Source organism: Shewanella sp. SR43-4 (assembly GCF_014163845.1).
GTDB lineage: Bacteria > Pseudomonadota > Gammaproteobacteria > Enterobacterales > Shewanellaceae > Shewanella > Shewanella vesiculosa.
The window spans coordinates 482,688-498,380 of record NZ_JACJEB010000001.1; the positions used below are offsets into that span (position 1 = coordinate 482,688).

The window sequence follows — 15,693 nt, forward strand, 5'->3', positions numbered from 1 at the left end:
CGAGATGGCTTATTGAATTAATGATGACCCATAGCGTATAAGTGCTGCAGATGATTACAAGCCATTATTCACCATATGTTTAATTTTATGGGCTTTGACAAAATGGTCTAATTGATGGGTTTCAATCCACCATGTTGCCGCTTCCATCAATAGTGCCGGATTATCATTTTCATTAGCAAAGAAAGCGTAAAATGACAAACCGACGTTATCGCCTTTCAAGGCCATTTTCTTATCACACACTTCGATGATTTTTGCTCTTAGTTCGGCTCTCATTATGTCCTCTTCACTTAAAATTAACTGACTAAAAATAGCCTATATCTTATTAATATCTGATACACAGATAGTGCTATGTTTAGCACATCGCCTTAGAGTAACCAATACAATAATCAACAGAACTATGCTAAAAAAGTAATCAACGCTAAACAATAAATAAACTGTTAAATCATCGTTATACTTGTCGTCGAAGTATTAATATAACGTTTCATTTAATGAGAGGGTTTACTATTTTAGCTGGAGTGATCATAGAGAACAGTCACGTAACGGAGTAGACTGAATGTCTACATTCTTTAATTTGGACAATGAGACTCGCCATGAAATTCCTTGTTGATACTCACGCTCATACTATAGCGTCGTCTCACGCCTATAGTACCTTATACGATTACCTGTCTGTTGCGAAAACCAAAGGGCTTAAGTTATTCGCCATTACCGATCATGGTCCAGATATGGCTGACGCTCCCCATTTTTGGCACTTTGTGAATATGAAAGTGTTACCTCGAATTGTTGATGGCATTGGTGTACTGCGCGGCATTGAAGCTAATATCAAAAATGAGCATGGCGAAATTGACTTTTTTGGCGATTATTTAAAAGAACTCGATATTGTATTGGCAGGTTTTCATGAACCCGTTTTTCCGCCATCAACCAAAGAGGCTCACACCACGGCGCTAATCAATGCGATTGCAAGCGGTAATGTCGACATCATTACTCATCCTGGCAATCCCGCGTATCCCATCGATATTCAGCGTGTTGCCGCGGCCGCAGCAAAATATAACGTGGCACTAGAGATAAATAACTCCTCTTTTTTAGCCTCTAGAAAAGGCAGTGCACCAAATTGTATTGAAATTGCTAATGCCGTAAAAGAAGCCGGTGGACTGCTGGTTATGGGCTCTGATTCTCATGTCGCGTTTAGCTTAGGCGAGTTTGAAAAAGCTGTTGAGGTCATTGAAACAGTCGCGTTTCCAATTGAACGCTTACTAAACCGAAGCCCTGAAGCGTTGTTGAACTTTCTGACGGCTAGAGGTCATAAGTCACTTGACGAATACTCTGCTTTAATCGACTAGTTGATCCTATCCCAAACGGCACTGTGACAGGCACAGCGATCTTAGTTATCTGACATAAAAAAGGCCTGCAAAAGCAGGCCTTAAAGGTTTAGTTAACACGATAAATCATGTGTCCTAGAACGGGATATCGTCATCCCAACCTTCATCTAAATCTGGGGTGAAATTTTGCTGTGGCTGTGGAGCTGGACGCTGTGCAGGGGCATTTTGTGATTGGAAATTACCCTGTGGTGCCGCTGGCTTTGGTGCGTAAGCTGGTGCAGCTTGTTGTGCTGGCGCAGCCTGTTGCTGATAACCGCCTTGCTGACCGGCATTTGGCTGAGCTTGGTAAGCTGCATTACCTGTGGCAGGTGCTGCTTGATTGTATTGTGCCTGTGGCGGACGAGCTTGAGGAGCCGGTGCAGGACGAGACTGTTGTTGTCCCATGTTTTGTCCCGAGCTTTGACCTTGTCCCTGATATTGACCACCACCGCTGTTATCACCAGAGTTGCGGCTGTCTAACATTTGCATTTCCATGGCGTTAATTTCAGTCTTGTAACGGTCTTGACCGGTAGCCTGATCTTGCCATTTACTGGTTTGCAATTTGCCTTCTAAATAAACTTTAGAGCCTTTTTTTAAGTACTCGCCAGCAATTTCTGCAAGACGGCGATACATCACAATGTTATGCCACTCAGTACGTTCTTGCATTTGACCTTGCTGGTCTTTCCACGACTCACTTGTCGCTATAGTAAAGTTGGCTACGGCGTTGCCGTTTGGCATGTAACGAACCTCAGGATCTTTACCTAAGTTACCTACCAAAATTACTTTATTCACACCACGACTGGCCATCGAAATCTCCTGAGATTTTTATCTGTTTACTTTATCTGAATACTAAGCTGTACGATCAACACGATCTAATTCACAGAGCCTAACACAGCTCGCGCTTCGCTTAAATTGAATTTATCATCGACCTTTAAATAAGCCACTTTATCTTCAAGCACGACTATGGCCTCGACAACACCGATTAGCTGCGACAAACTACTGGCCATATTTTGTGCGTCGGATTTATCTTTTACTGTTGCTTCAAGCGTATAGCTTTTCAATAACACAGGTTTTTGCATGCCTATAGTTAACAATAACCACACGCACATTAGCCCTAATGCGACAAAAAACACCCCAGAAGCGCCAACAAGTTGATAGGCTCCGCCGCCTAACATGCCGCCACAGAATGCACCTAAAAACTGACTGGTTGAATACACGCCCATAGCCGACCCTTTATCGCCGACAGGACAAAACTTAGCAATTAAACTCGGTAATGACGCTTCAAGGTAATTAAAACCGGTAAAAAATAATACCACGGCGCCACTTAACACCCAGAGGTTGTTGGCATAAAGCCCCATCGCCGCCAGTGATACCATCATGATGATCAAAGCGATTTGGAACATGGTTTTAGTATTGTTGCGTTTCACCCCAATAATGATTAATGGCACCATTAAGAAAAAGGCACCAACAAAAGCGGGGAAATATAGCATCCAATGTTTTTCTTTCACTAAGCCGGCATCAACTAAATCGAGCGGCAATGCAACAAACACAGCGGTGAGCACTAAATGCAGAATAAAAATCCCAGCATCTAAGCGAAACAGCTGCGGGTCTTGCAACATACGTTTAAGTTTTGTCGGTGTCGCGACGGTATCGCCTTTAGGCGCATGGCGAATAGGATTAGGCACAAAAAACTGCACTATCAACATCCCCAATACCGCTAACACTGCAGTTAACAAAAATAGCCCAGTTAAGCCCATGTATTGCGCTACAATCGGTCCAACTAATAACGACAAGGCGAATGAAAAACCAATGCACATGCCGATAATGGCCATGACTTTGGTACGTTGTTCGTCTCGGGTTAAGTCGGCAGCAAGTGCTAGCACTGCCGCAGCAATTGCGCCCATACCTTGTACTGCGCGGCCAAACACCACACCGTAAATATGGTCAGACGATGCAGCAATTAAACTCCCAATGGCAAACAAGACTAAACCACCAAGAATAATTGGCTTTCGTCCGTATTTGTCGGACAAAATCCCCATAGGGATCTGTAAAAAAGCTTGAGTTAATCCGTAGGCACCAATGGCAATACCAACCCAAAGCGGCGAGAAACCTTCTAAATGCTGACCATACAGCGCGAAGACAGGCATAATCATAAACAAGCCCATCATGCGTAAGCCAAACACACTGGCTAACGAAAATGCGACCTTTTTCTCCATACCCGACAGTCCATTACTGGCCATGCTGTTGCCCTTCGATAAGTCATTCAACAATATTATAAGATGCGCATATTATCACAGCGTCATAAATTAGCTCAAAAGGAAATCACAGTTTTGTATATAAGGTCTTTTATTTGTACATGTTAAATTTCAGTCCTGAACTTTAGCGCGGTTCGATGCGTACCATAAAATCGACTTAATCAAAATTGATATGAAGTCAGCTAACAAACTATGCGATACTGATCGCTGTTTTATTTACATAAGTCATAGAGTGAAACGATGGATAAAATTGAAATACGCGGTGCCCGAACCCACAATCTTAAAAATATCAATCTAACCATTCCCCGTGACAAACTTATTGTGATAACTGGGTTATCCGGTTCAGGAAAATCATCATTAGCCTTCGATACCTTGTATGCAGAAGGCCAACGTCGCTATGTTGAATCGCTGTCAGCATATGCTCGTCAATTCTTGAGCTTAATGGAAAAACCTGATGTCGATCATATTGAAGGCTTAAGCCCCGCCATTTCAATTGAACAAAAATCCACTTCACATAATCCGCGTTCAACGGTCGGTACTATTACCGAAATCTATGACTACTTACGCTTGTTGTTTGCCCGAGTGGGTGAACCGCGCTGTCCAACACATAATCAGCCTTTGTCGGCGCAAACGGTTAGCCAAATGGTTGATAAAGTGTTGGCCATGCCAGCAGACAGTCGCCAAATGCTGCTCGCGCCTGTGGTTAATGATCGTAAAGGCGAACACGTTAAACTGCTGGAAAGCTTATCAGCACAGGGATATATCCGTGCGCGTATTGATGGCGAGGTGTGTGACTTAACCGATCCACCAACATTAGATTTACACATTAAACACACTATTGAAGTGGTCGTTGACCGCTTCAAAGTACGTGAAGACATGAAACAGCGTTTAGCGGAGTCATTTGAAACCGCATTAGAGCTGTCTGGCGGTATTGCCAAAATAGCCAGTATGGAAGATAGCAGTAAAGAAGAACTGATTTTTTCCGCTAACTTTGCCTGTCCGCACTGTGGCTATTCGATGGCAGAACTTGAGCCGCGGATCTTTTCGTTTAACAATCCCGCTGGGGCGTGCCAAACCTGTGACGGTTTAGGTGTACAGCAGTTTTTTGATCCCGACCGAGTGATCGCTAACGATGAATTATCCTTAGCCGGTGGCGCCATTAGAGGTTGGGACAGACGCAACTTTTATTATTTTCAAATGCTCAGCTCACTCGCCGAGCATTATAAGTTCGACGTTGAAAAACCCTATGCCGAGCTGAGTGACAAAATCAAAAAGATTGTTCTATACGGTTCAGGCAAACAAAGTATTGCCTTTAAATACATCAACGATCGCGGTGATGTGGTGGTGCGTAACCATCCGTTTGAAGGCATTTTAAATAATATGGATCGCCGCTACCGCGAAACCGAAAGTAATTCGGTGCGCGATGAGTTGTCTAAATTTATTAATATGCAACCGTGTAACAGCTGTAGTGGTTCGCGCTTACGTGAAGAAGCCCGTAACGTGTTTATTGGCGAACTCAATCTACCGCAGCTCACCACGTGGTCAATTGGCGAAGCCAAACAGTATTTCGACACGGTAGAGTTTGCAGGGCAACGTGCACAGATTGCCGAAAAAATATTAAAAGAGATCAGCCAACGTTTAGGCTTTTTGGTTAATGTTGGCCTTAACTATTTGAGCTTATCGCGTTCAGCAGAAACCTTATCCGGTGGCGAAGCGCAACGCATTCGCTTAGCCAGCCAAATCGGTGCCGGGCTAGTGGGCGTAATGTACGTGCTGGACGAACCGTCAATCGGCTTGCATCAACGCGATAATGAACGCTTACTGCAAACTCTTATTCACCTGCGTGATTTAGGCAATACCGTCATTGTGGTTGAACACGACGAAGATGCTATTCGCCTTGCAGACCATGTTATTGATATCGGCCCTGGCGCTGGCGTGCATGGCGGCGAAGTCATTTGTGACGGTACCTTAGAAGACATTCTTAACTGTGAAGCATCGGTCACGGGTCAGTATATTTCCGGTAAAAAGCAAATTCACATTAGTGACGAGCGCACGCCGATGAACCCAAAACAAGTGATTGAACTATTTGGCGCATCGGGTAATAACCTAAGAGATGTTGATTTAACCATACCTGTTGGCTTATTTACCTGTATTACCGGGGTATCTGGCTCAGGTAAATCGACACTGATTAACGACACCTTCTTTAAAATAGCCCATAGGATGCTCAATGGCGCTACCGTCGATGAACCTGCGCCTTATAGAAGCATTGAAGGCATGGAGCATTGTGACAAAGTCGTTGATATTGACCAAAGCCCCATTGGTCGCACACCGCGTTCAAACCCTGCTACTTATACCGGTATTTTTACCCCAATCCGTGAGCTGTTTGCTGGCACGCAAGAATCACGTACCCGGGGTTATCAAGTGGGGCGCTTCTCGTTTAACGTCAAAGGCGGTCGTTGTGAAGCCTGCCAAGGTGATGGTTTAATTAAAGTCGAAATGCACTTTCTACCTGATGTTTATGTGCCTTGCGATTCGTGTAAAGGTAAGCGTTATAACCGTGAAACCTTAGAAGTAAAATACAAAGGCAAAAACATTCACGAAGTACTGCAGATGACCGTTGAAGATGCTCGCGTCTATTTTGATGCCATCCCCTCTATTGCACGTAAACTGCAAACCTTAATCGATGTCGGCTTGGCGTATATTCGCTTAGGCCAAAGTGCAACGACCTTGTCTGGTGGTGAAGCTCAGCGAGTAAAACTGGCTAAAGAGTTGTCTAAACGCGATACCGGAAAAACCTTATATATTTTGGATGAACCCACTACAGGGCTGCACTTTGCCGACATTCAACTATTGTTAGATGTACTGCATCGCTTGAAATCTCATGGCAACACTGTGGTAGTGATTGAACATAATTTAGATGTGATAAAAACCGCAGATTGGATTATTGATTTAGGCCCTGAAGGTGGCGCTGGCGGCGGCATGATTTTAGCTGCTGGCACTCCAGAAGATGTAGCTGAACATCCTCAATCGCATACCGCTAGATTTTTAAAGCCAATGTTGGCGCTTCACAAACAACGTGCAGAAATGAAATAACCAAGCCGCCACCTTAAGCAAATAAGAGGAGATAACACCCCATGTTTACTGCTCAAACTTGTTTTAAGGTGGTTAGCTTTGGCTTATGGTGTGGCTTATCAATAGGCTTACTCAGCGGCTGCAGCCAAACACCGCGCCAATGCTCATCAGCTATACTAAGCAGCTGGCCTGATGCTCATCAACAAATCACCCAAGATATCTCAATCTTAACCACTGCAGAATTTCAAGGGCGCAAAACCGCCACGCAAGGTGCTCGCCTCACGCAAGAGTTCTTAATCAAACGCTTTACTGAAATGGGATTACAACCCTGGCAAGCAACATTTGCCGTACCGTTTAGCTATGATTATCAATTTTCGACCGCCTCAGGAGTCAATATCATTGCCACTATTGCAGCAAAAACCAATTCCAACCGATGGCGAGTCATTACTGCCCACTACGATCACTTAGGTCAAACAGCCAGTAAACGCTATCCAGGAGCCGATGATAATGCATCAGGTATTGCAGGAATGATGGCGATTGCAGCCCAATGGCAAGGTGATCCGCCGTTAGATGATGTGAACTTAATACTAGTGGCTACTGACGCAGAAGAGCCCGGCCTATATGGTAGCTATGCTTTAGTTGCCTTATTACAACAATATCCACAAATGGAAATTGAACTGAGCATCAATTTAGACATGATAGGTCATCCCGATCGTCGCAAAGCCATTTACATGGAAGGCCAGAAAAACCTAGTTGATTTTGAATCGATTGAGCAAGAATTAATGCAAAAAACTCAATTATGCATTAAGACTCATCGCAGCAATTTGTTAAGTGGAAGGATGAATAAAACCGACTGGCTTAGGGCATCTGATCATTATCCATTTCACCAAGCGGGTTATCCTTGGGTGTACTTTGGGGTGCCACCGCATGCTCAATACCATACACCCGAAGACACAATCGATACTTTAGACATAGACTTTATCGTGGCGGTTGCTGAAACAGTGTATCAAATGATCAGTATCGATAAGCTGACCAAAGCCCCATAAATCGCTTAACCTGCGACAACAAGTGTTCACTTTTCAACCAATTAACAGATTTTAAAAATCAAGAATCAGGCCAATCTTCAACTTTAATGGCCAAATTAATGTTTATTTTCAGTTTTTACGTGGTCAACTTGCAATCTTGCTGCTATAATACGCCCCCTTATCGGCGCGGGAAATCGACACGGGGTTGATTTTCTGTCTGTGAAACTTTAGCACGAGCTTCCGAACTTCGTGCGCATCCACAAGGCTACAACTCAATGTCATCTGAAAGAACTTTCCGCGAACTCGGCCTGTCTGAGTCTTTGTTGCGTTCGCTTGACGAGTTAGGTTATGAAAACCCAACTCCAATTCAAGCTGCGAGTATCGACCCGCTTATGGCTGGTAAAGATATTATCGGTCAAGCACAAACTGGTACTGGTAAAACAGGCGCATTTGCCCTGCCTTTACTAAACAAAATCGACATGAAAATCAATGCTCCACAGATTTTGGTGTTAGCTCCAACCCGCGAATTAGCGGTTCAAGTTGCCGAAGCATTTGGTAGTTATGCCAAATTCATGAAAGGCTTCCACGTACTACCGATTTACGGTGGTCAAAGCATGCAACAACAATTAAACGCCCTTAAGCGTGGACCACAAGTGATTGTTGGTACTCCAGGTCGTGTAATGGATCACATGCGTCGTGGCACATTAAAACTAGATAGCTTAAAAGCATTAGTATTAGACGAAGCCGATGAAATGCTAAAAATGGGCTTCATCGACGATATCGAATGGGTATTAGAGCACAAGCCTGCTGATAGCCAACTTGCATTATTCTCAGCGACTATGCCTGAGCAAATTAAGCGCGTTGCAGCTAAGCACTTATCTAACCCAGTGAATATCAGCATAGCGTCTAGCCAGACAACGGTTGAGTCTATTGACCAACGTTATGTGCAAGTATCACAACACAATAAACTAGAAGCGTTAGTACGTGTTTTAGAAGTTGAAAATACTGAAGGTATTATCATCTTCGTTCGTACCCGTAACAGCTGTGTTGAATTAGCAGAAAAATTAGAAGCCCGTGGTTATGCTTCATCGCCATTACATGGTGACATGAATCAGCAAGCTCGTGAGCGTGCTGTAGAGCAGCTTAAGCGCGGCAAGTTAGATATTTTAATCGCGACTGACGTTGCGGCACGTGGTCTAGACGTTGAACGTATTGGTCACGTAGTAAACTACGATATTCCTTATGATTCAGAGGCCTATGTACACCGTATCGGTCGTACTGGTCGTGCTGGTCGTACTGGTATGGCAATTCTATTTGTAACCAATCGTGAAATGCGCATGTTACGCACTATCGAACGTGCTACAAACAGCCGTATTTCACCAATGAAAGTACCTAGCCCTGAATCAGTTGCAGAGCGTCGTTTATCTCGTTTAGGCGAGCAAATCCAAGAAACCATCAACGGTGACTTAGATTTCATGAAAAACGCTGTAGCAGAATTATGTCAACAACTTGAAGTTGATACCGATTTACTGGCTGCTGCTTTGTTGCAACAAGTACAGCAAGAACGTCCACTACAGTTACCGACTATTACCGAGCGTCAACGTGATTCACGTGACGAACGTGGTAGTAGCGACCGTGGTGACCGCAATAGCGACCGTGGCGATCGTCCACGTCGTGAACGCAGTGACCGTGGCGAGCGTAGCAGCCGTCCAGCGCCAAACAGCTTTGGTGATGCAGAAGGCTTAAAAGATAACCCAGACGTGAAAATGAATCGTTATGTTATCGATGTAGGTCGTGAAAATGGTGTTGGTGTAGGTAACATCGTTGGCGCTATCGCTAACGAAGCAAACATCGACAGCCGTTTCATTGGTCAAATCCAATTGTTTGATCAAGTCACAACAGTTGATTTACCAGACGGAATGCCTAAAGACATCCTTTCACACCTAAGAAAAGTGCGTGTTTGTGGTCGTCCTTTAAACATTCGTGAAGCGGGTGATGAAGTTTTCGCTGACACGACTCGCGGCGCAGGCGCTCCACGTCGTCCACGTAGTGATCGTGCTCGTAGTGACCGTCCACGTACTGACCGCCCAGCGGGTGATCGTCCGGCTAGTGACCGCCCTGCAAGTGCAGAACGTCGTCCACGTAAGCCACGTGACAACGGTTAATCATTCAGTTGAATGACACAAAAAATGGAGCCTAAGGGCTCCATTTTTGTTTTCTACAACATAGTCTTGGTTCAAAAAAACTAACAGTTAACACTAATTAATTTGGCTACAACAGGAATGTAGGCAATATTATCATTCTCGAATGAATTAACCCGATAGGTAATCTAAATGGATTTTTTACTCGTCGTTGCACAGATATTTGGCTCGACATTCCTTGACGCTACAAAATCAGCCAAGCAAGATAAAACCTTGCTATGGATGATGATAATTGGCGGCACACTATTTAGCGCATTTGGTTTAATGCTTTATTACCTCGCGCAACATAGTTAATGCCTAGCGACTATTTACAGTACAGTCCTGAACGCTTTGGCCTGCTTACGCTTTTGATACAAGGGTACAATTTGCACGGCAAACACCGAACACACAATCATAACGATGCCAGCAAATGACAACACATCAATATCGGCACCGGCAAATACCCCGCTCCACCAACCAAGATTGACCACAACTTCTGTCGCAGTAAAACTCAATACCGGTGTTAATGCCAACATGGCACTGACTTGTGCCGTGGGCCAATATTGCATTGCTTGACCAAAACAGCCATATGCAATCAAGGTGTTGGCACCACAAAACAGGACGATCCACCATTGGTTTAATGTCATTGCTTCAAACTGACTAAAATCACTAAATGGCGCCATAAGCACAATGCCTAATGCGTAAATAAATAACAGCACATTACTGGGTGATAACCGCTGACTTACCGATTTCTGCAATAATGCATAACTGGTCCACGACATCACCGAAAATTGCACAATCATAATGCCAATCAATACTTGATGATCGCTGGCTTGGTTTAAATCGAGCTGTGGATGGAAAAACATCAACATCCCCAATCCTAAGGTGGCAAAACAACTCAGTTGAAATGCGTTAAAGCGTTCTTTAAAAAACAGCACCCCGCCAAAGGCTAAAAAAAACGGCGCGGTTTGAAAATTAAGCTGCGCAGTGCCTGGGGCTAAATAGCCCAATGAATACACAAACGATACGTAGTTGCACATCAACAATACCCCAGCTAATACCAATTTCATCCATATCGCTGCCGGCAGTCCTGCAAATTGGCGTAATGCACCTAAGCGCCATTGAATTAACAAGGTCACCACTAATGCCATGACAAACCGAAACCAAGTCAGGGTAACTGGGGTAATAAAACCACCGGATAGCTTTAACGCAATAGGCAAAATACCCCAGAAAAATACCGCAATAGACACGAATATCAGCCCCAAACGGTTATTAATATTTTCTTGTTCGATGTTCAATTGTTGTTATTCCAAACACTATTTAGGAAATGAATTTTGCCTGATTAACCTCACAAAGTCTTGAACAAGATATTGCTAAACTACCCAAAGATTGTTCGCATAACAAAAAAGCCTATTTCAACTCACCCTTTCCCGTGGCAAACCCGTTTAATGCAGGTAAAATAGCCGCCATAAAAACCCTATACACCCTTCAACCTAAGGAACACTCGCATGAGTCTTGCTGATTCCGTTCTTGCAGTTAACAATGATTTACCTATTCGTACCGACAAGCCTGTTCACAGTGGCAAAGTTCGCAGTGTTTACTGGTTAACAGATGCTGATAGCCGCCGCTTAATTCGCGACAAAGGTTACGATGTACCTGAAGATACTCCGCTGGCGATTATGGTGATCAGTGATCGCATTTCTGCATTTGACTGCATTTTTCATGGCGAAGGTAACTTGCAGGGGATCCCGGGTAAAGGAGCAGCACTCAATGCCATTTCTAATCATTGGTTTGGCTTGTTCGCTGAAAATGGTTTAGCCGATAGCCACATTTTAGACATTCCACACCCTTTTGTGTGGATCGTTCAAAAAGCTCGCCCGATTAAAGTGGAAGCGATTTGCCGTCAGTACATAACGGGTTCGATGTGGCGTGCTTATTCAAAAGGTGAAAGAGTCTTTTGTGGCATCACCCTGCCAGAAGGCTTAAGCAAAGATCAAAAACTACCTGAACTGCTAATCACCCCGTCTACCAAAGGTATTTTAACCGGTATTCCTGGTGTGCCAGCACAGGATGACGTCAATATTAGCCGCAGTGATATTGAAGCCAACTACCAAGCATTTGGCTTTGAAAAACCACAAGATATCGACCTGTATGAAGTCCTGCTCAAGCAAGGCTTTAAGGTAATATCTGATGCGCTAGCCAAGCTTGACCAAGTGTTTGTCGATACTAAGTTTGAGTTTGGCTATGTCAACGATAAAGACGGCAACGCTAAACTCATTTACATGGATGAAGTTGGCACCCCTGATTCATCACGTATTTGGGATGGCGCAGCTTATCGCGAAGGTAAGATTGTTGAAAATTCCAAAGAAGGTTTCCGTCAATTCTTGTTAAACCATTTTGACGATGCCGACATTTTATTAAACAAAGACAGAATGCCAGAACGTGAAGCGCTTGCCCGTGACAACGACTTGCCGTTAGAGGCTATGATGAGCGTATCACGCACTTATATTGGTGTAGCTGAAAAAGTAACTGGAGCCACGATTCCATTACCTGCGAATCCAAAAGCTGACATTATTAAAGTGTTACGTGAACAGTATGATTTAATTGAATCAATCTAAGTTTGCTTAACAAAAAGGCGCTTAGGCGCCTTTTTTTATGTGTGCGAATCTGCACATAGTACGCAATAGTAGTAACGGGTTTATACACCATGGCTCATAAAAAAAGGATGACAGCTGTCATCCTTTTTTATGTATCATCAATTAACTACGATACCGATTAACACATCATCATTAACTACGACGGCGTAAGCCAAGTGCACCTAATAACATCAATGCGAAGTAACCTAAACTACCACCGTCACTGTCTTGAACAGGCTCTGGTGTTGGCGTAGGCGTTGGTGTTACTGGCGCAGGGTAGCTTAGTGCAATGATCACAGGGTCATGGTCAGAAGCTGAGAATGCACTTTCAGACTTAACCAAATCACCAGTGTATTTACTACCATATTCAAACAGGTTTGATTCAACTGAGTTGATGTGCCAGTCGTCAATTTCGACTAACTTAGCTGCTAAGCTCGCATTACCTAGTGCATGGTCTAAGTTACCTAACTCACCGTTGTAGCTGTATGAGTAAGTCGTTGCACCATGAGCTTGAGTGTTTAAGTTAATTAACCCATAACCTTTATCAATGACACTGCCTTCACGCTCGTACACTTTACCGTTTAAAGTGGTCCAAGACGCGGTGCGGATAACATGATCTGTGGTTGACGCATCATAGTCAGTCAATACTGCAACTGGATCTTCTTTGCCATAAGCATTTAAATCACCAATAACCAGTATATCGCCTTCGACATCTTTTAATGACTCACCCAATACTTTAGCCGCTGATACACGAAAAGCATTACACTTGCCTTGCATGTCTGCTGGCTCAGCATTTTCATTAAACTCAGCCCAGTCTTCGATACAACCTGAACCTTTCGATTTTAGGTGGTTAACAACGACGGTCAGTTTTTCATCATTAATACTAAACGTTTGCACTAAGCTGTGACGTTGGAACTTATCAGAACTAGGGCTTTTCTCAACCACACCATCTTTCTCGCGAGTTTGAGCGCCTTCTGCAGCATGTTGCTCAGGCGTTGCAATAACTTTTGCAGCACCGTCTAAAGTGATGCGCGCTGGGCGATATAACATACCAACGGTAATGGCATCAGTACCAATAAACTTACCGTCGTATTTGTCCGCATCTGCAATTTCGATAAAGCGATATGCTTGCTCATCGGTTAATTCAGCATTCAGTGCATCAACTAAATTTTGCACTGCACTTAGCTCACCAAAGCCATTGTTAGCAATTTCCATTAAGCCAACAACATCAGCATTCATGGCCACTAGCGCAGACACAATCTTAGTGCGTTGCAGAACCATCTCCTCTTCCGTTAGCGCGCCACGGTTACTGTTTGATGGATTGGCATCACCGCCAACAGCATCGTTAAAGAAATTCAATACGTTAAAGCTAGCGACGCGAATATCACCCATGTCTGCCACAGTCGGCGCATCAGTGCGATCATTTACACGGATAAAATCACCCGCTGTAATGGTGTTGGTCGCTAAAATTCGGTATGAGTTGTAGCTATAACCAATCACACCTTCAAGGTTTGTGAGCTGATCGCCCACACGGATATAACCGGTCTCAGCATTAAAGTCAGGGAAGTAAGGCACTTCACCGTCTTTTGCTTTGAAGTCAGATTCTACAAATAACTGATTTACCGCATTGGCTTTACCGAGTGCAATTGCATCGGCCGAATTCGGTTCAAACACTTGAGTAGGCTTCATTAATGGCGCTTTATGAGACAACATCATATTGTTGCGGTATGAATCATAATCGAAACTGAAGGTACGAGAAATTTTCATCTCGCTACCAGCATCTAGCTTCACTTTCATGCCTTCAACACGTTCTAATGCTTGTGCAAGCGTTTCACCATCGGCAACATAAAATGCACTGGCAGCAGGTACGTCACCCATTGCTCCCACTTCAAATTTTTGATCGTCTTTAATGTCTATCTGAGTTGAGCCGTAATACTCGCTGACTTTACCTTGCACACACACTTCAGCGCCGGGCTGAATCGTGTCTGGTGCCGCTTGGTTCATGAAAACAAAAATACCGTCAGAAGTATAAGGTGAGTTATCACCTTGCATGTCTTGAATAAAGAAACCTTTGTATAAACTGTCACTTCTGGCAGTAACTATCCCTTTTACGGTTACTTCGTTAGCGGATGAAAAACTCCCCTCGGCAAGTAAAGGACTTGCATCTCCAGCACCTTGAACGTCATAAATATTAGTTAGCGTTGCACCATTACAGGTAAATGTAGATGGCTCTGGCGCAACCGCAGCATCAAGCGAACCTAAACCACTGAAAGTGTCTTTTTCTAATTCAACCCACTGGGTAGCATCATAGGTAGTGTTAGCCGTTAAGTTATCTAAATTACGTTGGAAGGTGGCATCTAACCCCCAGCCACTTGGCGTTGGAATTTCACCAATTACATCAACTAACACACCGTCTTTTAATAGACCAACAGCATCGCCACCATTAAAGTACAAGTTGCCAGTCATAGAGTCTGTGGCTGCCGGTAAGGTAATCGCTGCACTTGGGTGCAAAATCACTTTGACACTTTTTGCGGCTATCGAATCGGTTAACTCAACCATATCTAGCGCTGCTGTATCGCCGTCTTTATAACGAACTAATTTGTAACCTGTTAAATCAACCGCAACATCACTGTTGTTGTACAGTTCAATCGCTTTATTATTTGCACTACCCTCAACGTATTCACTTATCAATACATCTGCATTTGCCATCATAGGCAATGCTGCAGCAACTGCGAGTGAAACCGCCGTTAGTTTAGTCAGTCCTTTCATTTTGTAACCCCATATTTTGTAATATAAATGCTATTTTTTTGTAATATGCGGCGCGATTGTCCCAAAGTTTGTTTACAGAAAAAAGAACATAGATCACATTAATGAGGTAAATAAATTTGATATCTGATTGATTAACAAGTAATTTTATCCTTGTAGAAAAACGGCATTAAAGAATAAAAGAAATACATCAAATAAAACAATAACTAGACTCAGAACACGGTCAGGTATAATGACAACTTAACAAGATAAGTTTTGTAACAATTCTGTTGAAAAGAAAATTAAAAATAGAATTATTTGTTTCATATTAGATTTTTTGGCGTAACATCAGCTTGAAAATGTAAGGCTTTTAGCTAACTATTACGCTAATATTGGCTGATTGACATGGCAGATACCGGATGAGC

The 15,693-nt window shown here is 43.5% G+C and carries 11 protein-coding genes; 6 read left to right on the forward strand and 5 right to left on the reverse strand.

The window, feature by feature from the left end; genetic code table 11:
• Positions 1 to 54: 54 nt before the first annotated feature.
• Complete coding sequence (locus tag H5123_RS02175; protein WP_182696875.1) at positions 55 to 273, reverse strand: DUF6500 family protein; 219 nt, start codon at positions 271 to 273, stop codon at positions 55 to 57.
• A 317-nt stretch (positions 274 to 590) separates the two neighbouring features.
• On the opposite strand from H5123_RS02175, the gene H5123_RS02180 reads away from it, so the two are divergent.
• Positions 591 to 1,337, forward strand: a complete 747-nt coding sequence (locus H5123_RS02180) for a phosphatase (RefSeq protein WP_182696876.1) — start codon at positions 591 to 593, stop codon at positions 1,335 to 1,337.
• A gap of 114 nt (positions 1,338 to 1,451) precedes the next feature.
• Here H5123_RS02180 and ssb read toward each other — a convergent pair whose 3' ends face one another.
• Positions 1,452 to 2,162, reverse strand: coding sequence for a single-stranded DNA-binding protein (gene ssb, locus H5123_RS02185; RefSeq protein ID WP_182696877.1), 711 nt, complete (start codon positions 2,160 to 2,162; stop codon positions 1,452 to 1,454).
• A 65-nt stretch (positions 2,163 to 2,227) separates the two neighbouring features.
• Positions 2,228 to 3,595 carry an MFS transporter gene (locus H5123_RS02190; protein ID WP_124015288.1) on the reverse strand — a complete coding sequence of 456 codons (1,368 nt, stop codon included), beginning with the start codon at positions 3,593 to 3,595 and terminating at the stop codon, positions 2,228 to 2,230.
• Positions 3,596 to 3,850: 255 nt separating this feature from the next.
• Between H5123_RS02190 and uvrA the strand changes: the two genes are divergently transcribed.
• The 4 genes from uvrA to H5123_RS02210 all read left to right on the forward strand — a co-directional run bounded on the left by uvrA (position 3,851) and on the right by H5123_RS02210 (position 10,202).
• Positions 3,851 to 6,703, forward strand: coding sequence for an excinuclease ABC subunit UvrA (gene uvrA, locus H5123_RS02195; RefSeq protein ID WP_182696878.1), 2,853 nt, complete (start codon positions 3,851 to 3,853; stop codon positions 6,701 to 6,703).
• Positions 6,704 to 6,744: 41 nt separating this feature from the next.
• Positions 6,745 to 7,728, forward strand: coding sequence for a M20/M25/M40 family metallo-hydrolase (locus tag H5123_RS02200; protein ID WP_182696879.1), 984 nt, complete (start codon positions 6,745 to 6,747; stop codon positions 7,726 to 7,728).
• A 254-nt stretch (positions 7,729 to 7,982) separates the two neighbouring features.
• Positions 7,983 to 9,872, forward strand: coding sequence for a DEAD/DEAH box helicase (locus tag H5123_RS02205; RefSeq protein WP_124015291.1), 1,890 nt, complete (start codon positions 7,983 to 7,985; stop codon positions 9,870 to 9,872).
• A 168-nt stretch (positions 9,873 to 10,040) separates the two neighbouring features.
• Positions 10,041 to 10,202: a hypothetical protein gene (locus tag H5123_RS02210; RefSeq protein ID WP_182696880.1), complete on the forward strand. Its 162-nt coding sequence runs from the start codon at positions 10,041 to 10,043 to the stop codon at positions 10,200 to 10,202.
• A gap of 14 nt (positions 10,203 to 10,216) precedes the next feature.
• On the opposite strand, the gene H5123_RS02215 is transcribed toward H5123_RS02210, so the two are convergent.
• On the reverse strand, positions 10,217 to 11,185 hold the full coding sequence (locus H5123_RS02215) for a DMT family transporter (RefSeq protein WP_182696881.1): 969 nt from the start codon (positions 11,183 to 11,185) through the stop codon (positions 10,217 to 10,219).
• Positions 11,186 to 11,395: 210 nt separating this feature from the next.
• On the opposite strand from H5123_RS02215, the gene H5123_RS02220 reads away from it, so the two are divergent.
• Complete coding sequence (locus H5123_RS02220) at positions 11,396 to 12,505, forward strand: phosphoribosylaminoimidazolesuccinocarboxamide synthase (RefSeq protein ID WP_182696882.1); 1,110 nt, start codon at positions 11,396 to 11,398, stop codon at positions 12,503 to 12,505.
• 171 nt (positions 12,506 to 12,676) lie between these two features.
• Here the strand turns inward: H5123_RS02220 and exeM are convergent, their stop codons facing one another.
• Entirely contained in the window at positions 12,677 to 15,292 is a 2,616-nt protein-coding gene (exeM, locus tag H5123_RS02225) for an extracellular exonuclease ExeM (RefSeq protein ID WP_182696883.1), read from the reverse strand.
• Between the last annotated feature and the right edge of the window lie 401 nt (positions 15,293 to 15,693).